Source organism: Planotetraspora phitsanulokensis, from assembly GCF_016863295.1.
GTDB classification, from domain to species: Bacteria; Actinomycetota; Actinomycetes; order Streptosporangiales; family Streptosporangiaceae; genus Planotetraspora; species Planotetraspora phitsanulokensis.
This window is the reverse complement of sequence record NZ_BOOP01000003.1, coordinates 344764-369641: the sequence shown is the minus strand read 5'-3', so window position 1 is coordinate 369641 and position 24878 is coordinate 344764. Positions and strand designations below refer to the sequence as shown.

The 24878-nt window shown below is 66.5% G+C and carries 25 protein-coding genes; 9 read left to right on the top strand and 16 right to left on the bottom strand.

The annotated features are described in order from the left end of the window. Positions 1–151: 151 nt before the first annotated feature. Positions 152–559, bottom strand: a complete 408-nt coding sequence (locus Pph01_RS04625) for a MerR family transcriptional regulator (protein WP_204071652.1) — start codon at positions 557–559, stop codon at positions 152–154. 178 nt (positions 560–737) lie between these two features. On the opposite strand from Pph01_RS04625, the gene Pph01_RS04620 reads away from it, so the two are divergent. Beyond that, a complete protein-coding gene (locus Pph01_RS04620) occupies positions 738–1694 on the top strand; it encodes an oxidoreductase (protein ID WP_275412794.1) in 957 nt (318 codons plus the stop codon). A gap of 47 nt (positions 1695–1741) precedes the next feature. On the opposite strand, the gene Pph01_RS04615 is transcribed toward Pph01_RS04620, so the two are convergent. Together Pph01_RS04615 and Pph01_RS04610 are read right to left on the bottom strand one after the other, a co-directional pair. After that, complete coding sequence (locus Pph01_RS04615; protein WP_275412799.1) at positions 1742–2716, bottom strand: cation diffusion facilitator family transporter; 975 nt, start codon at positions 2714–2716, stop codon at positions 1742–1744. Between the two features lie 37 nt (positions 2717–2753). Beyond that, a complete protein-coding gene (locus Pph01_RS04610; protein WP_308441871.1) occupies positions 2754–3158 on the bottom strand; it encodes an ArsR/SmtB family transcription factor in 405 nt (134 codons plus the stop codon). A gap of 239 nt (positions 3159–3397) precedes the next feature. Between Pph01_RS04610 and Pph01_RS04605 the strand changes: the two genes are divergently transcribed. The 3 genes from Pph01_RS04605 (at position 3398) to Pph01_RS04595 (ending at position 6686) form a co-directional block, all read left to right on the top strand. Further along, the gene (locus tag Pph01_RS04605; RefSeq protein ID WP_204071648.1) at positions 3398–3973 is read left to right on the top strand and encodes an SH3 domain-containing protein; all 576 of its coding nucleotides are present in this window, start codon (positions 3398–3400) and stop codon (positions 3971–3973) included. A gap of 737 nt (positions 3974–4710) precedes the next feature. Continuing rightward, a complete protein-coding gene (locus Pph01_RS04600) occupies positions 4711–5376 on the top strand; it encodes a DivIVA domain-containing protein (RefSeq protein WP_204071647.1) in 666 nt (221 codons plus the stop codon). A 23-nt stretch (positions 5377–5399) separates the two neighbouring features. Further along, positions 5400–6686 carry a hypothetical protein gene (locus Pph01_RS04595; RefSeq protein ID WP_204071646.1) on the top strand — a complete coding sequence of 429 codons (1287 nt, stop codon included), beginning with the start codon at positions 5400–5402 and terminating at the stop codon, positions 6684–6686. An 86-nt stretch (positions 6687–6772) separates the two neighbouring features. Here Pph01_RS04595 and kdpA read toward each other — a convergent pair whose 3' ends face one another. After that, entirely contained in the window at positions 6773–8431 is a 1659-nt protein-coding gene (kdpA, locus tag Pph01_RS04590; protein WP_204071645.1) for a potassium-transporting ATPase subunit KdpA, read from the bottom strand. Positions 8432–9181: 750 nt separating this feature from the next. On the opposite strand from kdpA, the gene Pph01_RS04585 reads away from it, so the two are divergent. The 3 genes from Pph01_RS04585 (at position 9182) to Pph01_RS04575 (ending at position 11967) form a co-directional block, all read left to right on the top strand. Continuing rightward, complete coding sequence (locus Pph01_RS04585) at positions 9182–10282, top strand: L-histidine N(alpha)-methyltransferase (RefSeq protein ID WP_204071644.1); 1101 nt, start codon at positions 9182–9184, stop codon at positions 10280–10282. 45 nt (positions 10283–10327) lie between these two features. Next, positions 10328–10888: a hypothetical protein gene (locus tag Pph01_RS04580; protein WP_204071643.1), complete on the top strand. Its 561-nt coding sequence runs from the start codon at positions 10328–10330 to the stop codon at positions 10886–10888. Positions 10889–11193: 305 nt separating this feature from the next. After that, positions 11194–11967, top strand: a complete 774-nt coding sequence (locus Pph01_RS04575) for a maleylpyruvate isomerase family mycothiol-dependent enzyme (protein ID WP_204071642.1) — start codon at positions 11194–11196, stop codon at positions 11965–11967. Between the two features lie 69 nt (positions 11968–12036). On the opposite strand, the gene Pph01_RS04570 is transcribed toward Pph01_RS04575, so the two are convergent. Continuing rightward, complete coding sequence (locus tag Pph01_RS04570) at positions 12037–12789, bottom strand: SDR family NAD(P)-dependent oxidoreductase (protein WP_204071641.1); 753 nt, start codon at positions 12787–12789, stop codon at positions 12037–12039. Positions 12790–12853: 64 nt separating this feature from the next. Beyond that, complete coding sequence (locus Pph01_RS04565) at positions 12854–13231, bottom strand: winged helix-turn-helix transcriptional regulator (RefSeq protein WP_204071640.1); 378 nt, start codon at positions 13229–13231, stop codon at positions 12854–12856. A gap of 119 nt (positions 13232–13350) precedes the next feature. Here Pph01_RS04565 and Pph01_RS04560 point away from each other — a divergent pair, with 119 nt between their 5' ends. Next, the gene (locus tag Pph01_RS04560) at positions 13351–13863 is read left to right on the top strand and encodes a cupin domain-containing protein (protein ID WP_204071639.1); all 513 of its coding nucleotides are present in this window, start codon (positions 13351–13353) and stop codon (positions 13861–13863) included. Positions 13864–14460: 597 nt separating this feature from the next. Further along, positions 14461–15249, top strand: a complete 789-nt coding sequence (locus tag Pph01_RS04555; RefSeq protein ID WP_204071638.1) for a hypothetical protein — start codon at positions 14461–14463, stop codon at positions 15247–15249. A gap of 124 nt (positions 15250–15373) precedes the next feature. Here Pph01_RS04555 and Pph01_RS04550 read toward each other — a convergent pair whose 3' ends face one another. The 10 genes from Pph01_RS04550 to Pph01_RS43245 all read right to left on the bottom strand — a co-directional run bounded on the left by Pph01_RS04550 (position 15374) and on the right by Pph01_RS43245 (position 24805). Continuing rightward, on the bottom strand, positions 15374–15802 hold the full coding sequence (locus Pph01_RS04550) for an MmcQ/YjbR family DNA-binding protein (RefSeq protein ID WP_239116430.1): 429 nt from the start codon (positions 15800–15802) through the stop codon (positions 15374–15376). Positions 15803–16057: 255 nt separating this feature from the next. Beyond that, positions 16058–16282 carry a translation initiation factor IF-1 gene (gene infA, locus Pph01_RS04545; RefSeq protein ID WP_204071637.1) on the bottom strand — a complete coding sequence of 75 codons (225 nt, stop codon included), beginning with the start codon at positions 16280–16282 and terminating at the stop codon, positions 16058–16060. Positions 16283–16500: 218 nt separating this feature from the next. Further along, the gene (locus tag Pph01_RS04540; protein ID WP_239116429.1) at positions 16501–17271 is read right to left on the bottom strand and encodes a GNAT family N-acetyltransferase; all 771 of its coding nucleotides are present in this window, start codon (positions 17269–17271) and stop codon (positions 16501–16503) included. Positions 17272–17532: 261 nt separating this feature from the next. Next, positions 17533–18714, bottom strand: coding sequence for an SMI1/KNR4 family protein (locus Pph01_RS04535; protein WP_204071635.1), 1182 nt, complete (start codon positions 18712–18714; stop codon positions 17533–17535). A 34-nt stretch (positions 18715–18748) separates the two neighbouring features. Beyond that, a complete protein-coding gene (locus Pph01_RS04530; protein WP_204071634.1) occupies positions 18749–19309 on the bottom strand; it encodes a hypothetical protein in 561 nt (186 codons plus the stop codon). Positions 19310–19549: 240 nt separating this feature from the next. Continuing rightward, positions 19550–20053 carry a hypothetical protein gene (locus Pph01_RS04525; RefSeq protein WP_204071633.1) on the bottom strand — a complete coding sequence of 168 codons (504 nt, stop codon included), beginning with the start codon at positions 20051–20053 and terminating at the stop codon, positions 19550–19552. 168 nt (positions 20054–20221) lie between these two features. Continuing rightward, positions 20222–21259, bottom strand: a complete 1038-nt coding sequence (locus tag Pph01_RS04520) for a TerC/Alx family metal homeostasis membrane protein (protein ID WP_204071632.1) — start codon at positions 21257–21259, stop codon at positions 20222–20224. A gap of 817 nt (positions 21260–22076) precedes the next feature. Beyond that, positions 22077–22799, bottom strand: coding sequence for a GNAT family N-acetyltransferase (locus Pph01_RS04515; protein ID WP_239116428.1), 723 nt, complete (start codon positions 22797–22799; stop codon positions 22077–22079). 142 nt (positions 22800–22941) lie between these two features. Next, positions 22942–23709, bottom strand: a complete 768-nt coding sequence (locus Pph01_RS04510) for an SDR family oxidoreductase (RefSeq protein WP_204071631.1) — start codon at positions 23707–23709, stop codon at positions 22942–22944. Between the two features lie 70 nt (positions 23710–23779). Then, entirely contained in the window at positions 23780–24805 is a 1026-nt protein-coding gene (locus Pph01_RS43245) for an NADP-dependent oxidoreductase (RefSeq protein WP_204071630.1), read from the bottom strand. Between the last annotated feature and the right edge of the window lie 73 nt (positions 24806–24878).

Genomic DNA, 24878 nt, shown 5'->3' with positions numbered 1-24878 from the left:
CTCCCACACATGCCCCTGTCCCAGGAGAGGCCGGGCTCACCCGCAAGTCTTGCGAGACTTCCTCCGTCAGGCCCCGGCATAACGGCTCAGGGCACGACGGCCAACTGCCCGTACGGCGACGTCCTGCGGGCATTTCGGCATGTCGCCGCTGTCACTCCGCAACCGGGACTGGGACTCCATCGGCTGCTGTAGCCGTGGCGTCCTCCCAGGCGCGCAGATATGTCTCGATCGCGTGCTTGTTGCGTTGTAGCACGTCGATGCGTCGTTCGATGCTGCTGAGTTGACGTCGCAGTCCGTCCAGATCCTTTACCGCCGGGCATTCCGGGGCCTTCGTTTCTTCTTTCGCGGCCTCGAGACAGGGCAGGACCTCGCGGATCATCTCCGTCGTGAAGCCGGCTTCGAGAAGTTCGCGAATCTGCAGTACACGGTCGATAGCAGGCTCGCCGTAAGTGCGGTATCCGTTGCCGCTCCGGAACGGGTGCAGGATGCCGACCTCTTCGTAGTAACGAAGCAGCCGCGGCGCGACACCCGTCTTCGCGGCCAGGTCTCCGATCTTCAATTCGCTCTCCTCAACTCGGCATTCGTGCGGACGGTGCGCCTCGCCGTCGCACCTGTGGGCGACCGCGCCGTCGGCCGCTTGACCTTCACATTAATGGAAAGGTTTAGCTTTTCCGCGTTCCCAGATCTGCCGAAGCGGGTTGATCAAGACCGCGTCAACAAGAATGTGAGATCAAGAGATGCCGACGTGTTCCAGAACGAACGCAAGCAAGCCGGGCGGTGGCGGATGGACCGTGGACCGAATGGCCGAACAGAAGGGCCGTACCTTCGTCGTGACGGGTGCGACCAGCGGTCTCGGTCTGGTGACGGCGCGCGAGCTCGCGGCGCACGGCGGTCGGGTACTGCTCGCCGTTCGTGACGCGGCACGGGGAGAAGAGGTGGCGTCCTCGCTGCGTAGGGCGAATCCCGGGGTTGAGGTAGAGGTGCGTCAGGTCGATCTGCTGAATTCGGACTCGATCCGCCGGGCCGCGGAGGAAATCGGCGAGGAGGAGTCCGTCGACGTTCTGGTCAACAACGCGGGCATCTCCATGGTCGGGCACTCCGTGACCGCGCAGGGCGCAGAGCACCATCTCGCCGCGAATCACCTTGGCCACTTCGCGCTCACGGCGTTGCTGGCACCGGCGCTGCGCCGGTCGCCGGCGCCGCGGGTGGTCACCGTGACGTCGTACCTGCACGAGAAGGGCGAACTTGATCTGGACGACGTCGCGTGGTCGCGGAAGTACACGCCTATCGCTGCCTACTCGGCATCGAAGCTGGCCAACGCGGTCTTCGCTGTGGAACTCGCCCGGCGCGAGCAGTCGTCATCGTCGCCGATCACCAGCATTCTCGCGCACCCGGGCTACAGCAACACGCCGATGCAGAGCAAAGGCACCGGGATCACGGGGATCGCCATGCGCGTTTCCGGCAAGCTCTTGGCGCAGAGTCCGGAGATGGGAGCTCTGCCCCAGCTTTTCGCGGCGACCGAGCCCGATCTCGCCGGCGGCTCCTACATCGGACCTGACGGTCGGGGCGGACGGTCTGGACATCCCGAACTCGTGCAGTTGTCGGCAGCAGCCCAAGATCCAGAACTCGGCCGTCGCCTGTGGGAGCGCTCGCAGCAGCTCACCGGTGTCCGCTGGCACACCGCCGAAGCCTGACCGCGGCTATGTCGGGTCGACTGGTTCGCGCCATCGTGGGTGATGCGTCAACGCGGAGCCTGTGCTGTGTGAATCGGACCGTGGGGATCAGCGCAATGGCGCTCGGTACGGTCGTCGGCGGGCCGTCCGGCAGCGGCGTGGTCGACCTGGAGGGTCGTGTGGCTGATGCCGTATTCGTCGTGCACGAGCCGCTCGGCCGCTTGCCGCACTCGGTGGCAGTCGGCTCGCGGCTCGACCAGGATGTGGGCGGACATGGCCGCGTAGCCGGAGGTGACCTCCCAGATGTGCAGGTCGTGCACCTCGGTGACCTGATCGATGGTGGCGGTCCTGCGGCCGATCTCGGCGGGGTTCATGCCGGCGGGCGCGGCTTCCATGAACACGCGGCCTGAGTCGCGGACGAGAGCCCAGCCGGCCTTGAGCATCAGCGCCGCGACGACGAGGGCGGCGAGGGCGTCGGCCCTGCCCCAGTCGGTGAGCCATACGACGGCGCCGGCCGCGGTGGTGGCGATGAAGGCGTACAGGTCGTTGAGGATGTGCTGGAAGGCGCCTTCGACGTTGAGGCTCGACCGGTTGGCCTTGTTGAGCAGCCAGGTCGCGGCGAGGTTGACGGCGATGCCCGCCAATCCCGTGACGACCACGTACAGACCTTCGACCTCGGGTGGGACGATCAGCCGCCGGATGCCTTCGTAGACGAAATAAGCGCTGAGCAGCAGTAGCGTGATTCCGTTGATCTGCGCGGAGATGATCTCAGCGCGCTTGAGGCCGTAGGTGAAGCCCCCACGAGGAGGCCGGGCTGCGATCCTCATGGCGATCAGGGCGAAGACGATCGCGATGGCGTCGGTCAGCATGTGACCCGCATCGGAGATCAGCGCGAGCGACTGGGCGATGAAGCCGATGACCACCTCAACGGCCATGAACCCCACAATCAGCGCGAGAGCACCGGACAGGTGGCGCCGGTCCGCCTCCGCACTGACACCGTGCCCATGCCCATGCCCATGGGCACGATCCCTTTCCGAACCCACGTGTTCCGCGTCGCCCGGTCTGGCGTGAACAGCCCGGTCAGCCATCGCCGTGTTCCCCGTCCTCGTGTCCGACATGGGTGATGGCCAGGTCGAACAACATCCGCACATGCGAGTCGGCCAGCCGGTAGTAGGCCATCCGCCCGGCCCGGCGGACCTTCACCACTCGGTCGGCGCGGAGCAGTCGCAACGCGTGCGAGGCGGCAGACATGCTCTGCCCGGTCGCCGCGGCCAGGTCGCACACGCACATCTCACCACCCTCCAGCAGGGCGGAGATGAGGCGAAGCCGCCCGGGGTCGGCGAGCAACCCGAAGACGTGGGCCAGGTTCTGCACGCACTCCTCGGACGGCAGCGCCCGCTGCACGGCGGCCACCCGATCGGCGTCCGTGACGGATACCGAGCACGCATCCGCGGCGATCGACACGACATTTGAACGACTATTCACATGTACAAGCATATGGTGAGCGTGCCCCATGTCAAGACGTTCGGTGAACACTCAATTGCACATGGTTATCGCTACACCCCCCGTCGGCAGGTAAAAGAAACGATTGAACGATTGCTCATATGTGTAAGCGTAGGGTAATCGTAGAACTACACATGGTGAGCATCGCAGGTCGGGTCCCCTGACTTCGACCACCACACTGGCCACCCCAGGCAAAGCGATGCGAACAGAAGGGAGACATCGTGAACATCACCAAGCGGGTGACCCCCGCGCTGGCCGTCTGCGCCGCCGCAGGATGGCTCACGGTCATCGCCACCCCTGCCCAGGCGACCTCCGCGTCCGTCCACCCGGCCCCGGCATGCACCTACCAGCTCACGAACGTCAAACCGGGCGGCTACGTCAACGTCCGGACGGCACCCGCTCTCAATTCGCGGCCGGTCGGGACCCTGCGGGCGTCGGGCGGACGGCTCACCGGCGGGTGCGCGTCCACCCGAGGCTGGATCGCCGTCAGATCCTCCAACGGTCGCTCCGGCTGGGCCTACGCCCACTACCTGCGAAGGAGCACCCCGACACATCGCACCACCACCACGCGTCCCTCCCTGGCGTGCACCTACCAGGTCGCCAACGTCCGGCGAAGCAGCTATCTGAACGTGCGCACGGCGCCAGGGGTCGGCGCGCGGCGGATCGGGGCACTTCGAGTGTCCGACGGACGGTTCGCAGGAGGATGCACGTCCAGCCGAGGCTGGATCGCCGTCAAGTCCTCCAACGCTCGCTCCGGCTGGGCGTCGGCCTACTACCTGCACAAGGTCGCCGGATAGCGGCGATCAGCCAGATTCCCTCACGGTTCGCACCACACCCCGCCCCCGGCCTCCCGCCACATCGAGGGCGGAGCCACCTAACGGATCGCAACCCTCCGCGGCGATACGAGGCCACACCCACTGTGACCGATTCTCGCCACAACCAACCGATCCCGAATAGTGGCGCCGCGCAGCCGCGGATCCAATCAACTCTGTTCCGGCGCGAGCGCGAATATGCCGCCCATCACGCGCAAGCGGCCGGCACGGTCAGCGGTTCTCCGCATTTCCTGCTCGGTGATCGGGACACGCAAAGCGCAACTGCGAACCCACATCTGAAATGGAGGTTCCAATGGATCCAGAAAACCATGGCGAGCACGCACATTCGTCGTGTATCGACGCCCCCTGCACCGACGCCGGCCAGGCGGATACTCACGCCGATCACGGCCACGAGCACCAGGGAGACCACCACGACGACCACGGGCACTGCCACGCTGACGACTAGCCGGCACGCACCCGAACCGCCAAGAATCAACTCCGGATAGCGGGTCAGGCCGGCAACGAGAAATAGCCGACCTCCGGGAGCGCGGCCCGTTTCCGAGATTCACGTGCCTCGGAAACGGGTCCGCCCTCAGGGGGACAAGGAATTATCGCCGAGCGACGATAAGCGTAGAAATAGCACTCAGCATTCGACCGTACCGGCATAACGCGAGATTCGCGCGCCGGTGCTCTCATCCCATCGAAAGGATCGGTGAACTCTCATGGGTGAAGACCACGGACACGGGCACGGCCATTCGGCGGATGCCGCATCGAACGAATCGACTGCACGGGCCCTTGACCCACAAGGCCCGGACGGACTGCTGAACCCGGTGGCCGTGCGCAACCAGGTCTTCACCGTGGTGCGCCTTCGCGAAGGCTACGACCTGGCCGAAGTGGACGCGTTCCTGGGCCTCGTGGAGACCGCCCTGACCACGATCCTTCAACAGAACCAGGAACTACGGGGACGCTCGCTTCGAACTGATGAGGCTCCGCAGCCGATCCCATCGGGTGACAGCGCGACCCGCATCATCGAGCTCGCCCACGAAACCGCCGCACGGACCGTCGCCAAGGCCCATCAGGAAGCGAACACCATCCTCAGCCAAGCGCGTGCCCGAGCCGAACAGTTGCAACACGACGTGCTGAAAACAGGTGCGGCACTCCACCGCGCAAGCACCCACGAGACCCACAAGGAAGCGCTGGGTCGGCGGATACAGACACTGCACGCCTTCATCGTCGACTTCGACTCCCATATGAAGCAGACGCTCGACGGTCAAATCACCCAGATGCGGAACCTGCTCGACCAGCTCCACCACCACGGCGAATCCCCGACGCCGCAGTTCCACGGCAACCCCGCGGCAGGCGAAGCCGCCCCGCGCCCCGCGACCTGAGGCTCCACGACTGACCGACACACGTGGATGACCACGCCTTCAATACCGGCCCCGGGATCCCATCCGCGCCGCCGAGCCTTGGCGGACAGATCGACCAGAGGTGCTCATCAATGCCCCTATCCGCATGGGCACAGGCCATGGAGCCGGTGCTGGAAGGACAACCCGCCCGACAGGAGGCCTGGGCGGCAGTGCTGCTCGTCTGCGCCTCCACGCTCGCCGGCGCATGGCTCGCGCGGCGCAACAGCCAACGGATGACCCTGTGGCTGGCGATCGCCTCGGCCATGATGATCGTCACGGCCCTCGTCGACCTGCTGCCCGACGCGTACGCCGAAGCCGGAGAGACCGGTGTCCCCTTGTGGGAGCCGGCGCTGGCGGCCGCGTTCGGATTCCTCGTCATCACCTACTTCACCCGTAGGGGCTGCGCCTGCCCCGACGACGAACCGTCCCGCTACGGTTCGCACGCGCCCGGCATCCACCGGCGAGTCAAACAAGGCGTCGGCGCCGCCGTGTACGGCGGAATGGGGACCGCGGCGGCATTGACCATGCACCGCGCCATCGAGGGCGCAACCCTGGCACTGACCGCCTCGATCGTTGTCGTCATCGCCCTCACCGTTCACTCCGCCAGTGAAGGGCTCGCCCTGGCCGCGCTGCTCGACATCGCCCGGCAACGCCTAACGCCCTGGCTCGTCGTCTCCTGCGCCAGTCCCGCCGTCGGCGTCGCGACCGCCACCCTCAGCCCGCTCCCGCCTCAGATGGTCCCCATCCTGTTGAGCATGGTGATGGGCGTCCTCCTTCGCACCGCGATCGTCGGCATGAAACTCGCGGCCAGCAAACAACGCAACGGGCGCCTGTCCACCCGCCAGATCGCCATCGCCGCCACCGCCGCCACAACCGCCGGGGTGCTGCTCGCCACTGCTCACACCTTCAACGAAGAAGAACCGGCAGAGGCCACATCGACCTCAGTCGGTCAAACGACAAAGGTTTCCGCCAGCCCCTCACCTCACCCGACCCCGCGGCCTACGACACCAACGCGGAATCCGACTCCTTCGCCTTTCAAGACCGCCGCTCTCACGCAGGCGCAACTTCGCGCCGCGGTCCGATCAGGGCGACTCAGCCTGGCCGACGTGTTCCGCCGCGACGACGAGGTCACCAAGGGCACCGGGATCGGGCGCATCGTCCGAGTTCTGCCTCGTCACACGTCAGAACAGATCAGCGCCGTGCTCACAGCCGGCGGCATCGCCGAGAACCAGCGGATCGACACTCTGAGCGAACCGCAGCGGCAGAAGCTTCTCGAAGGGCTGAGCGAGTAGTTCGGCATTACAGGGCCGCAGGCTGAATTCAGGATGTGCTGAATTCAGCCTGCACTGTTCAACGGCGATGTGTTGACGACCGAGCCTCACAGTGCTTCCGCGAGAGGGCCGAGAGCCAGGGCGGGCAGGTAGGTCAGGGATGTCAGGATCACCGTGACGGCGACGACCATCCCCACGAACAACGGCGTGTCCGTCGGTAGCGTGCCGGCCGAGACCGGGATCGTCTGCCTGCGCGCGAGGGTGCCCGCGAGTGCCAGCACGACGATGATCGCTAGGAACCGGCCGAACAAGATGATCAGGCCCAACGCGACGTTCCACCAGGGCGTGTTCACAGCGATGCCGGCAAACGACGAGCCGTTGGCGGTGCTCGCCGAGGTGAACGCGTAGAGCACCTCGGACAGGCCGTGCGGGCCGACGTTGAGCGCGGTGGAGTTGTGGCCGGTCATGAACGCCGCCGCCGTACCCGTCAACGTCAGTACCGGGGGCACCAGCGTATACAGCGACACCAGCTTCATTTCTCGAACGCTGACCTTCTTGCCCAGGAACTCCGGGGTCCGGCCGACCATCAGGCCGGCCAGCTTGGCCGTCGTCATGGCGAAAATCAGATAGCCGTACAGGCCGGTGCCGACAGCGCCGATGCCGAGCCCGCCGAGCATGATGTTCAACATCAGGAGCCCTCCGCCCAACGCGGTGTACGAGTCGTGACTTGAGATGGCCACGCCACCTGACCCCACCGTGTTCAACGCGGCGAAGATGGCCGACTGCTGGACACCGAACCGGACATCCTTGCCCTCCAGTGCCGCACCCACCGCCTGCGGCACCGTGCCATGACCGGCCGACTCGAAGATGTTGAGGAGGGTGCCGCTGGCGAGCACCAGGATCGCGAACACGGCCAGGATCGCGTATCCCTGCCGGTTCTGCCCGACCATCCGGCCGTACACCCGTACCAGGCTGACCGGGATACACAGCAGTAGGAACAGCTCCAGCCAGTTGGTCCAGCCGCTCGGGTTCTCGAACGGGTGGGCGCTGTTGACGTTGTAGAAACCGCCGCCGTTCGTACCCAGCAGCTTGATGGCCTCCCAGCTGGCTACCGGCCCGCCGGTTATCGTCTGCGACCCGCCGGTCAACGTCGAGACTTCCGCGCCCGCGGAGAGGTTCTGCACCACGCCGCCCACGATCAGCACGATGGCGATGAGGACGCTGAACGGCAGCAGAATCCGCAGGATGATCCGGGTCAGGTCGACCCAGAAGTTGCCCAGCCGGTCGGTCTGGCTGCGGGCGAAGCCCCGGACGAGGACGACCGCCACGGCGATGCCGACCCCGGCGGAGGCGAACTGCTGTACGCCGAACCCGGTCATCTGCACCAGGTGTCCCATGGTCGACTCACCCGAGTACGCCTGCCAGTTGGCATTGGTGACGAAGCTGACCGCCACGTTCCAGGCGAGATGATCGGGTACGCCGGGCAGCCCGTTCGAAAGCCAGCCAAGCTTGCCCTGCAACCGCAGGAACGCGTACAGGAAGAGGATTGAGATCCCTGAGAAGGCCAGCAGGCTACCCGCGTACTGGACCCACGACTGTTCGCGGGCGGGGTCGGCACCGAACAGCCGGTAGACCCCACGCTCGACACGCGAGTGCCGGGTACCGGTGACGACTCGGAACACGTAGTCACCGAGGTAGCGATAAGCCACGGCCAGCGCGGCGAACAGCGAAAGAACGAAGATCAAACCAGCGTCGAACGAACTCATCGAGGCCTCAGGGTGGAGGGAATGAAGCAGGGAACCGGCGTGGCCGGAGCGCCCGTCGAACCATGCATCGCCGGACCGGACCGCGGCGGTCAGTCCAGGACGGCAGCGGGTCCGGCAGTCGATCCGCTCACGGCTGCTTGATCACGGTCGGCTCAGTTGTGGTCGACTCGATCGCGGTCGGGCGGGCGGAGGCCGCGACGAAGGGGGTACCCGGCCGCGCCGCATCTCGGCGCCGAGGTCCGGATCCGCTCCATCGTTCGCTCCTTATGGCCATTTGGCGCTCATCTGCCGACCGGGCATCAGCTATGTAAGCGCGTGGCGGCCGGTGGGCAAGGGTTTCAGACGCGATCACTACGCCGGCGGCATCGATTTTTACGCGTTTACCGCGAAGAGGGCGTCAAGAGGCTGTTGATCAGGTCCAGGGTGAACATCCGTCGCGTCTGACGGCGGGCCGGTTCGCCGCGGGTGATCCGGGGGACAGGGCCGGCGACAGCGGCCCAGCGGATGATCGCTTGGGGAGGTTTTCACCGCGCGGGCGAACCTCTTGGTTTTAAAGATCGACATGACGCACGCGCTGGCGCAAAATATAGATTGTAGATATTTCCAACCTCTCTCGAAATTCCAGGTTGGTTTCCGGGTTCGCTTCGGCGTACTCCATTCCAAGGGGAGTGTGACGGATTGGCAGAAGGCCTTCTTGTGCGTCTTGAGCGAACTCTCGCTGAGAGGAAGCGGCAGGACCGATGGTGGTCGTTGAACCTGGAAGGCGAGGATCCGCGCAAGTTCCTCGCCGACCTCGTTCTAGGCCTCAAGGGCACCACAGGCGGCAAGAAGATCGAGAACAGGCATCGGTACATCGGGCTGCGGCCGACCATCACGTGGCTGCAGAGCGCCAGTGATCCGTCCTATCCCGTGGCGTACGACAGCAACGAGTCGTTCGCCCGGCTCTGGGACCTCGGCCAGGCGGCCCTGGACGAAGACACCCCGTACCACTACGTGAGCCTGGGTGTCGGCGACGGCAACAAGGACCGTCACGTGATCGATCGTCTGGGACTCGAGGGCTCAGACCGCTTCTACATCGGCATCGACATCAGCTCTCACATGCTGCGCCTGGGCACCTCTGAGGCGACGCATCGGATGCCGGGGAGGGTCCTCCCGATTGAGCTCGATTTCGAGGGTGGCCAGAGCATCCGGGCGCTTCGTGAACTTCTCGACAGCCTGGTGGACCACGAGCCGATCCTGTTCAGTCTGCTGGGCAACACCTTGGGCAACATGGACCGGGATCTCGAGTTCACCCGCACGTTGACCGCGCTGCTCCGCCCGCAGGACCGGCTGGCCGTGGAGGTGGGCACGACCGAACGGCTCGACGCCGCCGCGGCCGCGGAGGCGGCGCGGGAGCGAGACGTCAGCCGTAGCTACAAGGAGTTCGCGACAGCGGCTCTCGGGATGTACACCAATCTGTCCATCGACACGAACTGGCTGGAGTTCACGGGGAGCATCGAGGAGGAGCACGCCGTGCGGGTCGAGGGCCGCTACCTCAACAAGAGCGGCCAGACGATCCCGATGATGTTGCCCAACGGCGAGACCATCCCCTACGCCGCTCAGGAAGGTATCCGTGTCCTCCTCGGGCGGAAGTACTCGCTGGACGGGCTGCGCAGGCATTTCTCGGTGGCGGGGCTGTCCGAGCTGAGCGTGGAGGCGACCGCCCGCCGGAGCGACGACCTGCCGGGTGCCGAGCACGCCGGCTTCGGCCTCGCCCTCATGGTGCTCAAGTATGAGCCGCAGGGGCAGCAACCTTCGAAGCTGGGCAAGGTGTGGGGGCCGCAGACCGTTCCCCCCATGAGAACCGGCTAGGTCCCGATGTTGCGCCTGGCCATCCGATTCATCACCTTCGCATCGTTGGGTGGGGCGCTGGTGGTGGCCATCGTGGGCACCATCACCTCGTGGGGGGCGTGGGAGGGGGTCAGCACCACACTTGCGCTGCTCGCCGCCATCTCTGGCATCCCGGCAGACCGGTGGGCCGCCACCGCCGAGCAGCGGCGCCAGACTGTCGCAGCCCTGTGCCGGGAGCTCGACAAGAACCGGGAGGTGCTCGCCGACCCCCGCTTCCTTCCCGACAGGCAGGGTGAAAGCCTCATCTACCCCCGGCTGATGCTCGGCGCCGTCGACACCACATTCATCTCGGGGGTCTTCAGCGGGCCACGGGACGCGGAACTCCTGCGCGCCTTGCTGGACTGGCGCAACTCGGCCGAGGACGTCAACCGGCGCCTGGACATCACCGAGTTGAGGTTGTGCATCGTTGAGGAAATCGACCGTCACGACCTGGCCGCCCTCCAGCAGATGACGCTGCTGCCCGGCGGGCCGTTCGCGTACGCGCGGGACTGTCTCGAGCAGTTGGACAAGACGCTGGAGCGGGACGTGGGCGTGCCGTCATGGAAGCGGTGGGGACTGCTCGCCTAGCTCTCGTTTCACTCCTCTGGCGCTGGCGCCGCCGGGCCGCACACTACTCAGGCCGCTGACATCGGCCAGGGGTGCGGATTGCTGGGAGCGACTTCGTAGGTCAAGCAGCGAGTTGGTAGCGGGCCTGGTGGTTGCGCTGGTGCTCTTGGCCCAGATGGTAGGTCCAGTAGCGGTCGAAGTCGCCGTTGGCGAGCAGTGCGCGGAGTTTCAGGACGGCTTCGGCGCCGGCGCTCCGCCCGGCCGTCCACGCGTTCGTCCGACAAATTCGCTACCCGGCGGCCGGAACGCTGTGATACACAACCGCCGTGCAAAACATCTTGGAGTTCCCCGAGGTCCTGCGGCTGATCGAAGACCGCTCGGCCGCGTTCCGCGCTGCGATCGCGTCCGCCCCCGACCTTGACGTCCAGGTCCCGACCTGCCCCGACTGGACGCTGCGCGAACTGGCGCAGCACCTCGGTGACGGCCGCCGCCGCCAGGCCGCCATCGTCGCGGCGGGCCCGGGCGCTGAGCCCCCGGCGAGGACGGACCCGAAGGGCGCCCCGACCGCGCCCCGCGACCGCGAAGCCCTGGACGCCTGGCTCGCCGAGTCGACCGAGCTCATGCTCGACGCGATGCGCGAGGCCGGCCCGGACCGCGGCTGCTGGACCTGGTGGGGCCGCTCGCAGGCCCCGGAGACCAGCGGAGCCGTGGCCCGGCACCAGATCCAGGAGATCGCCGTCCACACCTACGACGCCCAGCTCACCCAGGGGGCCGCACAGCCGCTTCCGACGGACGTCGCGGTCGAGGGCGTCGACGAGTTCCTGACGACCGTCGCGGCGACGACCGTCCCGTGGCCGTTCAAGCCGGCGACCATCGACCTGCACACGACCGAGGGCCGCTCCTGGCGCCTGACCCTCAACGCCGACGGCGTCCGCTGCGACGACCTCGCCGCCGACGCGGAGCCGGGCGACATGGCGATGCGAGGCGCAGCGAGTGAACTGGTCCTCTACTTCTACGAGCGCGTCCCGCTCGACGGCCTGGAGACCACCGGCGACACCGAGCCGATGGAGCAGCTCGCAGACTGGGACCCGAACGCGTAAAACGCGCGCTTGGCACTCGTCATCTGGCTCCTCTCATGATCGCCAGGACAGCCCCTGACCGCGTGAGCGTCAGACCTGCACGGTGCCGCCGTCCACGAAGAGTTCCGTACCGGTGACGAAACGGCTCTGGTCGGAAGCGAAGAAGAGGGCCACGTCCGCGACGTCCTCCGGCTGGCCGATCCGGCCGAGCGGGATCCGGGAGACCAGGAACTCCTTCAGTTGCCTGCCCTGCTCCGTGCCGACGTCGATGTTCCTGTTGAGCTCGGGCGTGTCGATCGTCCCTGGGCTGATGGCGTTGACCCGGATGCCCCGGCCTTTGAGCTCGTTGGCCCAGGTGCGGGCGAAGGACCGCACCGCGGCCTTCGTGGCCGAATAAACGCCGAAGCCCTCGGGGCCCTCGACCGTCCAGATCGAGGCCGACAGGATGATCGAGGCGTGGTCGTTCAGTAGTGGCAGTGCCTTCTGGACGGTGAAGACGGTGCCCTTCACATTCACGCCGAGCAGGAGGTCGAGGTGCTCCTCCGTGACCTGCGCGAGCGTCGCGACCGCGCCCAGTCCGGCGTTCGCGTACAGCACGTCCACTCGGCGGCCGTCCGCGGCGATCCGCTCGTAGAGGCGGTCCAGGTCGGCCGGCACGGCGACGTCGCCGCGGACACCGGTCGCCTTCCGTCCGATGGACGCGACGGCGGCGTCGAGCACCTCCTGCCGCCGGCCGGTGAGGTAGACGTGGGCCCCCTCCTCGGCGAAGCGGCGGGCACCGGCTAGACCGATCCCCGTCGAGCCGCCGGTCACCACCGCGGTCTTGCCGTCGAGTTGTCCCATCAATTCCCCCCGAGGGTGTTGCCACCTCCAGCCGACCGCCGACCGGCCGCCAGTCGCTGGAGGGTCAGCCGTTGGTGGTCTTGTACGCCGCGCGGGCGGCGTGGACTGCTGCGAGGTTCTCGTCGGTCCAGCCCACGACAGCGCTGACGATGCCGAACAGCTTCCGCCCTGCTCGAGTGAGGCCGTACTCGACCTGGGGCGGGACGGTGGGGTGCACGGTCCGGGTGATCAGCCCATCGGACTCCAGGCCGCGAAGGGTGACGGTCAACATGCGGGGAGTGATAGGCGCCACCAGTCGGAGCAGCTCGTTGAAGCGCCGCGGCCCGGAGTGGAGCTCGGACATCACTTGGGGCGCCCACTTCTCGCCCACCCGCGACAGGATGCTCCGGACCTCGTCGCAGGAGGACTCCACCTCCGCTGCCGGCTCGGCGATTTCCGCCATATCGCTTCCCTTCTAGGTACTAACGCACAAAAAACTGCATTCTTGCGGGCGTCTCGGGAGGTCGGCAGCCTAGTCCTGGCCCCCCAAACCACCTTCAGCACCACAACAAGGAGCTTGGCGTGAGCCTTCCCTTACAGCCTTCCGACGACCCTCGATACACCACTCGTGGCGCGCTCCACGTACCTTCCGGGCAAGGCCCGACCGTGTGGACGGTCGGCGACGTCTACACGATCAAGGCGACGGGAGCGCAGACGAACGGCGGTCTGGGCCTCATCGAGGCCACCGTCCCGGCGGGCGGGGGACCGCAGCCGCACGCCCACCCGAGGGACGAGTCCTTCTACATGCTCGACGGCGAGCTGGAGTTCCTGGACGGGGACCACCGGTTCACCGCCGTCGCGGGTGACTTCATTCACGTTCCAGGGGGCATCCGCCACTGCTTCCTGAACAAGCGCAAGCATGCGGCGAGGATGCTGTTCATGTTCACCCCGGCTGGGCCCGAGCAGGTCATCGCCGACTACGCGATGCCCGCCAGGGACGGCGAGACGCCGCCGCCACCGGACGACGCGCAGATCGCCCGGTTCGAGACGATGATCAGGCTGGCCGAGGTCGTCAACCTCCCCGACCTCTCTTAACGAGAACGCCTGACCGCCGGCAGCACCCGGTAGGCGTCGGGTTCTCGTCGAGCAGGCAGGCGCCGCCCTCCCCGTCGAGCCAGCCGGGCATCCACGAGTCCAGACGGTCAGCTCGCGGCAGGCCTTGACGCCTTCACCGTGCATTTGGCCCGGGCGACGGCCTCCAGTGGCCTGACCTCAATATTTCTGACGTGCACAGGCTGTGTAGCCGTCACGTCGAAGCTGACAACACCGGCTGGCCCGTGAACTGAACTCGGCCGGGCGGCTGCTGATCACGCCCCTCCTTTAGGGCGCTCGACCATCACCTCGGAATGCGACCGCCGCTCGCCGGCCCTCACCCCGGCCTGTGCGTTGCGCCGTTCCATGCGGTGAGGAGCCATCTGCCTCACCGATAGGTCACCGGTGCCGCCGGCAAGGCGTCGACGTCCTCGAATCACGGCAGCCCTGATCCCAGCGCTGCGCAGACCCTGAAACCGAACACATTTCGCGCGTACCGCGTGCATAAAACTAGGAGAAAAAGTGAAAAACGTACTCTTTTCGCGCCCCATGCAGCCCACTGCCCTGTCTTCATGGAAGGGCCTGTTGGCGGTTACGACCATGACGTTCAGTGCAGTGGCAGGTGGCCTCGGTGGCGTCGCTATCGCCGACACTGTTCCGGCAGAGCCGGGCCAGGCCGCTGCTTCCAGCACCCCGGTCCCTTCCACGCCTGTCGCCAAGGCGGATGACCAACCGCACTTCGACCGCGTCGTCGTCAACGGCGGCAAGGACATCGTCGTCGGCACCGAAGACTCGACCTTCACCATGTCGTTCACCGTCACCGACCCGAGTGGCGCCTTCGCGGGCCCCATCAGCGCCAACCTGTGGCACGGGACGTGGCAGGGCGAGGGCGGAGTCATCGGCGGCATAGCCCCCCGCTATGACTGCACGCACCCCAGCTCCACCACCATGACCTGCGATTTCACCAATTGGATCTACATCAAGGGCCACCTGCACAACGCCATGGCCGGCGGCCCCTGGATGGCGAATGTGACCGCCGCGCGTCTCTACCAGGACTTCGCGACGACCACACAGGTGAAGCGTGAGGCGAAGCTGAAGGCCGGTCTCTCCGGGAAGAAGGGCAAGATCAGTGCCACGGGCAAGCTCACCCGTGCCGACTGGGACAACGGCACCTACAGCGGCTACGCCGGCCGAACCGTACAACTGCAGTTCCGCAAGGCCGGTACGCACAACTACTCCACGGTGAGGTCGATCACGACCGAGCGCACCGGCGGTCTCAACACCTCCGTGAAGGCCTCGACCGACGGTTACTGGCGCTGGTACTTCCCGGGCGACTCCACGACCGGCGCGGCCACGACGGCCGACGTCTATGTCGACGTCCGTAAGTAAGGACTGACGGCATACCTTCGGGCGCAGGGCATCCCTTCGTGGGATGCCCGGCGTTCCCGCTGGCCGTTCGGCCCCTGAACCTCGCCGACCTGGACGCCGTCTCGCGCCGGGGATCAGGGTTTGATCATGCTGGATCATGTGTGCGGAGCCAGGCTGCCGCTCTGCGCGCTGATGCGCGCGACAGCCACGCGTCCTGGACCACCTCGGCCAGCTCGTTCCGGGTGAGCTCACCGATCCGACTGGCCCGCAGCAACACCGACGGGTGACCATCGAAGTGCGCGGTCGTGAAGAACTGCGACGCCTCGTCCTGAACCAGCGCCTGCTTGTCCGCCTCGGACTCGACCCAGAAGACGATCACATCCGCATAGCGCTCCCCGGTGTCAGGGTCGACCGCATCCGGCCGGGGGTTGCGGAAGAAGACGAACGACTTCCCACCCACTTGGTAGACCGGATTGCCGCCGGTCCCGTACTCGACGGTGACGTGCGGCATGGCTAGAGCCAGCTCGTGCACGTCCTCGACACGGGCCGGCCGGCTTCCGTCATCATCGGACACAGCCTCAGCGTAGGCGGCTCCCGGCGGAACGTCCGGCGATGCCGCATGGTGGGCGGTCGGTACGCTGATCCGGTGCGGATGGCGACCGTTGCCCACCTTGCCCGCTACATGGGGACGTCTCGGATGTACACCGAGTTCGATCTTCGGATGCGCCGAGCGGAACCTGAAGCCGCTGTCCGTGCAGCGGCCTCAGGTCGAGCTCTGTTTTCGCCGGCTTCAAGAGATCCGGCGCTTCCGGCCTTCCAACGGTGGCCGCTACGTCCTGTATCGGAAAAGGATCCGGCCGCGATTGAGGTCGTACGGGCTGAGCTCCACCAGCACCCGGTCGTACGGCAAGATCTTGATGTAGTTCTTCCGTATTTTCCCGCTGATGTGCGCGAGCACCTTGTGCCCGTTCTGGAGTTCCACCCGGAAGGTGGCGTTGCGCAGGCACTCGATGACGGTGCCCTCTACTTCGATGCCGTCTGCTGCTCTTGCCATATTTCTCGCACTTCTCCGGTCGGTGACTGTGAGGTCGGTGATGAAACGAAATCCGTTGACGCACCCGTGATCGAGGCGCCTCGGTAGACGCGGTTGTCGCGGACGGTGGGCTGCGACCGGCCGTCCCCCGCGCTGAGGGAATCGATGGTCGCTCATCAGGTCGGCCTGTGCCGCGTGTGCTTCCGGCCTGGTCCCCTCGCGCGGTGATGCGGTGGGCGTCAGCGGAGGACCAACTCCAGGTTGCTGCTCGCACGCCGGGCGCCGACGCCCTCGAACAGCGCCATGGCCCCCTTGTTGGATTCGTTGACGTCGGCCGATGCCGTTTCGATTCCGCAGCGGTGCAGCGAACCCAGCACGTGGGCGAGCAGCGCCCGAGCGATGCCGCGGCGGTGCTGGTCGGACCGGACTGCGATCAGCCCGATCCGGGGCTGCCGGATCACCGGCCCCACCCGGACCAGTCCCACGTATTCATCGGACTGTGCTGCCACCGCGTACTTCGACGGGTCCAGCAGGGTGGCGCCGTCCGGGCGGGGCAACACCTCAGCCGGCATCTCCTGCCATCCGACGGTGGCCTCGACTTCGTGGCGAATCACGCGGTCCAACTCGCGCAGAGGGCCCTCCTCCGCCTCGCCGACGGCCACCATCGTCACGCCTGACGGCGGTGACACTGAGCCGAGTCCCGTGACCCGCGGGTCGGTGGGCACGAGGTACTCCCACTCGCGACGTCGGGTCGTGAAGCCGGCTCGCTCCCAGTTGGACGTCAGGTCGAGGTCAGCCTCGTCGACCACCGTGTACAACGGCTTCGGCAGGTCCGCCAGCATGGCATCGGCGAGCTGGTCGAAGACCGCGTCGTGCCACGCGTCGACGCTGAGAAAGATCCGTCCGTCGGGCCTGCGTGCAGTATCGCCGCGGCCGACCACCCGGTCGTCCTCCACAGCGTGCCATTGCCTCTCCGCGACCCGCGTGATCACTACGGCATGCTCACCCATGCCCGAACTTAAATGCGCAGAATTCATAGGTCGTTGCCTTTCGGGATTGCCTTTTCGCGGCGCTCCCGGCGACACCTACGTCAATCGCCCGACCGTGACGAGGGGAGCACCCACATCGATACAGCGTTCATGGGTCTCACCTCCTCGCGTGATGTCACGGTCTGCGGCAAACTATCGGCCCGAACGTCGTCCCGTCCAACCATTTTCCCGCCGATCGACTCGGCGGGCCGTGCGGCCAGTCGCCGTGCCGAGCGCGAGTTGTCAGGAGTCTTCGTTGCCGCGCGGTACGGTGACGATGGTTCGGGCTCGCTCGGGAGTGACCAGGTCGCGCAGCGTCGGGTCGGTGAGCAGTACGACTGGCGCGATGCGGTACGGGGAGTCGGAGTGCCACTGGGGCAGGGCGGCTTCCAGGACGGCCCAAGCCCGGTCGGCGGCGCCATCTCGTGCGAGGGTGCGCGCTTGGTGCAGCGCCGTCTGGAAATCTGGCGGCTCGGGCAGCAATGGCGGGACGAGCGCGTCGATGCGCTCGATCTCCCCGTCGGTCAGGATCCCGGAGAGGAGCCGGCGATACGGGGCAACCGATGATCCGCTGCGGGCCAGCCCGTACAGGAACAGCGGCACGGCTTCGGCGCGCACCTGCTCGAGACCGACCGCCTCGAGCACGTGCGGGTGGCCGAAGATGTTGTTGCGGATCTCGTGGTGGGTGTGGTTCGGATCGAGGAACGCGTTCAGGATGACGGCCAGGTACGCACCGGCGCCCGAGCCATTGACGGCAGCGCGCGCGAAAGCGTCCACGGCGGCGCGGACATCGCCCTGCAGGGCCCGTTCGCGACCCTCGGCCACCAGGTCGTCCGCACCGTCCGGGTGAAGCGGACGGCCATCGCGCCCGCTCAGGTCTTCGAAGGACGCGCGTTCAGCGTCCACCAACGCGGCGAACGAGTGGTATCGGTCCCCGAGACCGGGATACCAACTGGCCCAGACGTACGCCGCCCATTCGCCGTCGGCCGACACATCACCGGGGTCGAGCAGCCAGTACTGGGCGTCGCCATCACCGGAGACCAGCAGCGCACGGTCCACGAGCGCGGTTTCCTCAGGCGTGGCCTCCTCCCGGAGGATCTTCCACAAATCAGCATCGACATCACGGAGCCAGCCGACGTCGCCGCTGGTGCGCATCGTCCACATGAACGGGCCGATGTTGAGCCACCCGTCCGACGCTGCGAGGAACGACCGGTAGCTCCGCGGCAGGCGAGTGCCGAGACGCTGCTCGAGCGCAGCGAGCCTGCCCTCGCCGGCGCCGTCGAAGCCCAGCCAACCAGCGGCCCGCTGCACGTCGCTGACCTCGTGCAGCTCGTCCTCGCGAGCGACCCGCAACACGTCGGCGCTGTACTCGGCGAGATAGCGGCGCCACTGCTCAACAGAACGTGCGCCGTCAGTAGATGCCATGGTGTATCCGTTCCGGTCGCATCCGGTGCGCTCGTCAGAGCTCGGCGTCGCCGGTGGGGAGCTTGTTCGACCAGCCGGAGGCCGGCCGGATCCGTACCAGGTATGCCGACGGGTCCTCCGGGTAGCGAGGGCCGAGCCGTTTCCAGAAGTCGACGAACACCCAGGGGGAGTCCAGCTCGAACTCGTCGTCTGGAAACGCCTTGCCCAGCTCCGGCTCGTCGACGTAGTAGCCGTCCTCGTCCTCGCCGTCTTCCAGGTTCACCTGCACGAGGTAGGGCGCCACCTGTTCCACTGGACGGCCGATCGCCTCGGCGACGACGGCCGGCTGCCCGGCGTACTTGGCGCGGAGACGGGCGATCTCGTCTGGATCATCGGTGAAGTAGTCCGGCATGGTCGCGAACCGGTCCAGCACGACGCCGTCGCGCAGCAGTGCGTGGCTCCAGTAGTCACCGTCGTGAATGCGCACGGTGCTCGTCACGATGCCGAGCTGCCGGGAGATGTACTCCACTGCCGCAAGTTCGGTGAAGTAGCCGGACCACATGACGACCGTCCACCCGTTCACCGGGGGATAGATCAGCACGTCGTCTTCAGTCACCGGACCGGCACTGTGTAAGGGCTCGGCGGGCCACGAGTGTGCGGAGAAGAACCCGATCACTGCATCCCGCACCGCTTCGGTGTCCTGCGTTCGGAAGGCAGACACCGTCACAAACTCGCCCATATCGACGACATTAGCCTCGGACGGGCGGACGCGCGGGCACAACGTCGAGTGCGCTGCGCCGGTGACAGGCGACGCATCTCGCCGGCCAGCAGGCAACGTCGCTCCCTCTGCATTGCCTTAGGTGGCCGATACCGAACCCGTTGCCATCCACCGCCTTGTTGCCACAGCGACAGCCCAGATCAGGAAGACAACGATCACGGCGATGACGACCAGGACGATCGACATCCAGATCCAGTCCTTGGACCCCGAGCCCCAGAGTTCCCCGTCAATCTCGAGGAGGCGGACGCGGTCGCCCGGCTTCGCGTTGCTGGGGACGTCGCGATGAGAGACAAAGCTCTCTTTTAGGATCACCTTTCCGTCGTCCGAGGTGAACGACCCCAACCACCCGCTGTTCTTGCCCTCGCGCAACTCGTGAAGGACGAAAGTACCGGCCCTACCCTTTCCCTGTGCGGCGGACACGGCATCGGGTAATGACATGAGCAGCGCGATGAAGGCCACCAATGACAAGCACGCGGCCAGGGCCAGGGCAGCCACGTGGGTGCCCGTCAGTTTGCGGGCCTGTCGGCGCCGCGACTGCTCTTCAGCCTTCTGCAGCGCTCGCTGGTAAGCAGATGTCGACACGAGCAGGTCCTCTTCCGGATGCAAGCGACAGGCGGGTAGATGCTACGCATCACTCTCATGGTCAGCATGCGTCAGATGCGGCGGGCTGCCGTACCTGAATGATCAACTACCAAGAGTGTCACCAGCCGGCCGCGTAGTCATCGAGGACAGACCAGGAGAACTGCGCTCCTAGCGCGACGGCCGCGAGCGGGGTTCGCGTTCGGCGGGTGAGGAGTCGGGCTTGGTGTCGCGGCGGTTGGCGTGCATGCTCGTGATCGTGACGGTGGTCAGGACCCCGACGATGACTCCCAGTGAGACCAGAGTGGAAATCTGCGGGACCCACGCCCATAGGCCGTGTGCCCAGTGGAGGACGAGCTTGATCCCGATGAAGGCCAGGATGACGCTGAGTCCGTGGTTCAGGTGCCGCAGCTTCGTCAGGGCTCCCAGAAGCACGAAGTAGAGCGCCCGCAGGCCCAGCAGGGCGAAGGCGTTGGTGGCGAAGACGAGGAAGGGGTCCTGGGTCACGCCGTAGACCGCGGGCACCGAATCGACGGCGAAGACGATGTCGGTGGCGAAGACGGCCACAATGGCCAGTGCAAGCGGGGTCAGGGCGCGGTGGCCGCCATCGCGAACGACCAGGCGGGTGCCGCGGAAATCGTCGGTGACCCGCACGAAGCGCCGCAGCAGCCGGATCGTGCGCATGGAAGCGATGTCGACCTCCTGTGCCTTCCCGCTTATCGCCTCCTTAAAGATCTTTCCTGCGGTGACGATCAGTATCCCGCCGAACAGCAGGAATGCCCATGTGCCGCTCTGCAGGACGGCCGCCCCCAGCGCGATGAAGATCCCGCGTAGCACGAGTGCCCCGACGATGCCGTACAGCAGGACCCGGCGGGCCAGCGCGGGCGGGACCGCGAAGGAGGACAGCAGAAGCATGAACACGAACAGGTTGTCCACCGAGAGCGATTTCTCCACGACGTAGCCGGTGAAGAACTCCATCGAAACGCGGGACCCGAAGGCTCCCCAAATGAAGACACCGAAGATCACAGGCAGCGCGAGGTAGAAGAGCGACCAGCCCACCGCTTCGCCCATCCGCACCTCGTGCGGGCGGCGTGTCACGATGAAGTCGATGGCCAGCAGCAGCACCAGAGCGGCGATGGTGATCGTCCACAGGCTCGGCGAACCGATCGTTTCAAGATCGGCTACTGTCAGGGCTGCTTCGGCGGGCACGAGACCTCCTCGAACGCGCTCGGCTGCTCGAGGTCTCCTTCACCCGCACTGTGCGGGCGGCCGCCCGGGGACGTTCCGGCACGTCCGTACTGACCGGATCGGCACTTGGGAAGTACTCCCCTCATATCTAGCGTAGGCCGATCCCTGAGCCGGGCTTTCTCCACCCTGAGCAGGAGCCTGGAACGATCTCGGGCATTTGACCAGGTCCTGACCTGCGCGGATATTGGAATCAGGGTGGAGGGGAGTGCCCGCCGTCCGAGACTCCGATCGCCGTTACGGCCCCGAGCAGGAGTCGGCGGGGGGCCTTCTTACGCGACATGGGAGTGTGGGAAGACCTTCGTCCTCGTGGTCACATGTCCACAGCGAGGTCGCGGGGAGGGCTCGATGTCGACCACTGTGCTTCTCGAAGTTCTGGCGGGCGTCCTTTTGACGATCTCCGCGATTGTTACCATCGCCGTTTTGTGGCCGGTGAGGCCACCGCCCCGGCCGCCATCCACCGCGCCCAAACCGCACGCTCCATCCCGTCCGCCGGTGACCGGCACAAGGCACCGAGGCGTGGCCGGTCGAATGCGCCGCCACCGGGATGGACACCTGCACCGCCCAGGTGATCACGGTGGCGGTGGGAGTCGTCGGTCACGCCGCCATCGTTCTGGGGGTCAAGGGGCCGCAGGTCAGAGATTCGCTCCAGCGCGAGCCGGAACTGCCGTCCTCTGTGTGTGAATCGGGGCCGGATGACAACTGAGCTCGTCTGAAGGGGCAGGGCAATGGGAGGCGTCCCTTGTAGGAGACGGTGATTTCATGCCTTGCGGTGGCGTACTTACGCCGGCGGCCGGGTGACCACAAGGGCTGCAGTGCGGTGAGGTCGGAATCCCAGAGATTCGTACAGCCGGACGGCGTTCGTGTTGGACGCGACCACATGCAGAAACGGGGTCTCGCCGCGCTTGCGGATGCCGGCTGCGACAGCCAGCACCAGCCGGGTCCCCAACCCCTGTCCGCGCCAGTCCGGGTCGGTACAGACTCCGCTGATTTCCGTCCAACCCGGAAGGCGCAGTCGTTCACCGGCCATCGCCACGAGACGCCCGCCGTGGCGGATACCCAGATAGGTGCCCATCTCGATCGTGCGCGGCAGGAACGGTCCCGGCTTGGTGCGTTCGGTCAGAGCAAGCATCTCCGGAACGTCCGCCTGGGTGAGGGGGACGGCCTCCTCGTCCGGCACGGCGGCGATCCCGTCGTCGATGAGTTGAAACACGGCCCCTCGCATCACGACCTCCCAGCCATCCGGCGGATCGACCGTGAGGCCGGTCAGCGTGACGCCTCCACCGGGACCAGCGAGTGCTGCGATGTCCGCCCAGTCGGCGTCGTCAGGGGAGTCCGGCAGCGCCATGAACGGTGACACGTCCAACGGGTAGCGCAGTGCGTTGCCCCGTCGCTGCGCGAAGTGGGCGTGCGGCCCGGTCAGCGCCGAGTAGACGGAATTGTCCAGCGGATGTGATTGTCCCATCGGAAAACCAGCCGAGTTCCCTACCATGGCTGACACCACCCAAGATCCACTTTTTTAGCACCTTTCGGAATTCACCATGGCGACCGAGCCCGGCTCGAACGTCCCATTTTCAGCTCAGCCTTCGGCCGCGTTTCGATGAATCCACCGGTGGTGGCCGGACTCCCGTCTGGCCACGCGACAACTACCAATTGATCTCGGCCATCAGGAACGGCTCGCTCTCCGGGGCGTCTTTGCGGGCCTGCAGGACCCGCTTGGCGGGTGCACCGACCGGCACGCGCAGCGGAGGTTCAGGCTGCTCGATCGTGTCGGCCACCGCGGCGGCCACCTCCTCTGGGGTGACGGACTCGCCACGGAGGACATCGAGCGCCTCATACAGCGGGGTGTACGGGTCGTTCTCCTTCAGGAACACCTTCGCGCGCTGAGCGCCACCCGAGGAGACCACACCGGGCTGCACCACGCTCACCTTGATACCGAAGTGACCCGTCTCGATGGCGAGCGTCTCCGCGAGCGCCTCCAGCGCCCACTTGCTGGCGCCGTAAGGGCCGACCATCGGCAGCACCAGCCGCCCCTGGATACTGGAGACGAAGACGAGGCGGCCCGCTCCTCTTTCACGCATCGCCGGAAGCACGCCCTGCGCCACCCGCAGCGCACCCAGGGTGTTGAGCTGAAAGAGTCGTTCGACCTCCGAGAGTGGGACGCTCTCCAAAGGCGCGCGCACCGTCTCGCCGGCGTTGCTGACCACCACATCGATGTCGCGGGCGTCCTGAATGGCCTGGTCGACGCTTTCCTGATCGGTGACATCAAGGCGCAGGCGCTGGTCGACAGGCAGGTCGGCCAGTGTTTCCGGACGACGTGCGGTGGCGATCACCCGGTGGCCCCGGTCTGACAGTTCGATCGCGATGGCCCGGCCGATGCCTTTGGACGCACCGGTGATGAGCACAGACGACATGACGGATCTCCTCATCATGAGTTGATTGCTTTCGAGCGGCCCCGGTTTCTGCGCGGCGCAGTGGACGGGGTCAGGAATGACCTACGCGCACGAGCAGTTTTCCGGTGTTCGTGCCGTCGAAGAGCGTGTGAAGCGCCGCTGGGGCTGCAGTCAGTCCCTCGACCACGTGCTCCCGGCTGCGCAGCTCGCCGGTGCGCAGGCGGGGGAGGAGATCGGCCTCGATCTCGTCGAAGCGAGCCTCGTGATCCATGTAGATGAAACCTTCCATCCGGACCCTGTTGAACAACAGGTGAAACCAGTTGTGCAGAGGGGCAGGACCGCGTCCGCCGTCGTGCCGGGAGATCGCACCGCACAGGACGACACGGGCATTGACCGCCACGTACGGGAGTAGCGCGTCGAGCATCGCCCCACCGACGTTGTCGAAAATGACGTCGATTCCGTCAGGACACAGCCGAGAGCACGCCGCCGACACGTTGTCTTCGCGGTAGTTGACGCACTCGTCGGCGCCGAGCTCCCGCACCCATGTACATTTGGCCGGCGTTCCGGCGACGCCGATCACTCGTGCGCCTGAGGCGAGCGCCAGTTGGACGGCGACGGAACCCACGCTGCCGGCCGCCGCGGTGACGACGACCGTCTCGCCCTTCCTCGGCCGTCCGATGTCGTGCATTCCCAGCCAGGCAGTCTGCCCGGCGATGCCCAGGACATTCAGGGAGGCGTTCAGCGGCACCCCTTCGGGCACCCGCCGCAGGATCGAGCCGTTCACCACGGCATCCTCCTGCCAGCCCAGCAAGCCGCATACCCGGTCCCCAACTGCGAAATCCGGGTGCTCCGATGCGCTCACCGTGCCGGCGCCCAGGGCGCGCATGGTCTCGCCCAGCGGCGACGGCGGAAGGGAGCTGGGGGTGTCGTTCATCCAGCTCCGGGTGGCGGGGTCCAGCGACATCCACTCGACCTTCACCAGAACCTGTTCCGCTTGGAGCCGCGGCACGGGAACGTCTTCCTCGTAGCGCAGGACGCCTTTCTGCAGCGACCCGGTGGGTGTGGCGGGGCGCTCCGCGAGAACGTAACGACGGGTTCGCTTCGTGGTTTCGGACACGGATATCTCCTGCTTTCTTGTCCCACCGACACGTCCCGCCGGGCGCGGACCGCCGTCGCGGCCGGTCAGACGT

What these genes read in the sequence shown, in the direction of transcription:
- Pph01_RS04535 (WP_204071635.1), bottom strand. Translation starts at nt 18,714, where the DNA reads ATGGCATCTACTGACGGCGCACGTTCTGTTGAGCAGTGGCGCCGCTAT.
- Pph01_RS04565 (WP_204071640.1), bottom strand. Translation starts at nt 13,231, where the DNA reads ATGGCGGAAATCGCCGAGCCGGCAGCGGAGGTGGAGTCCTCCTGCGAC.
- Pph01_RS04620 (WP_275412794.1), top strand. Translation starts at nt 738, where the DNA reads ATGCCGACGTGTTCCAGAACGAACGCAAGCAAGCCGGGCGGTGGCGGA.
- Pph01_RS04600 (WP_204071647.1), top strand. Translation starts at nt 4,711, where the DNA reads ATGGGTGAAGACCACGGACACGGGCACGGCCATTCGGCGGATGCCGCA.
- Pph01_RS04570 (WP_204071641.1), bottom strand. Translation starts at nt 12,789, where the DNA reads ATGGGACAACTCGACGGCAAGACCGCGGTGGTGACCGGCGGCTCGACG.
- kdpA (WP_204071645.1), bottom strand. Translation starts at nt 8,431, where the DNA reads ATGAGTTCGTTCGACGCTGGTTTGATCTTCGTTCTTTCGCTGTTCGCC.
- Pph01_RS04510 (WP_204071631.1), bottom strand. Translation starts at nt 23,709, where the DNA reads ATGTCGTCTGTGCTCATCACCGGTGCGTCCAAAGGCATCGGCCGGGCC.
- Pph01_RS04540 (WP_239116429.1), bottom strand. Translation starts at nt 17,271, where the DNA reads ATGGGTGAGCATGCCGTAGTGATCACGCGGGTCGCGGAGAGGCAATGG.
- infA (WP_204071637.1), bottom strand. Translation starts at nt 16,282, where the DNA reads ATGGCAAGAGCAGCAGACGGCATCGAAGTAGAGGGCACCGTCATCGAG.
- Pph01_RS04555 (WP_204071638.1), top strand. Translation starts at nt 14,461, where the DNA reads ATGACGTTCAGTGCAGTGGCAGGTGGCCTCGGTGGCGTCGCTATCGCC.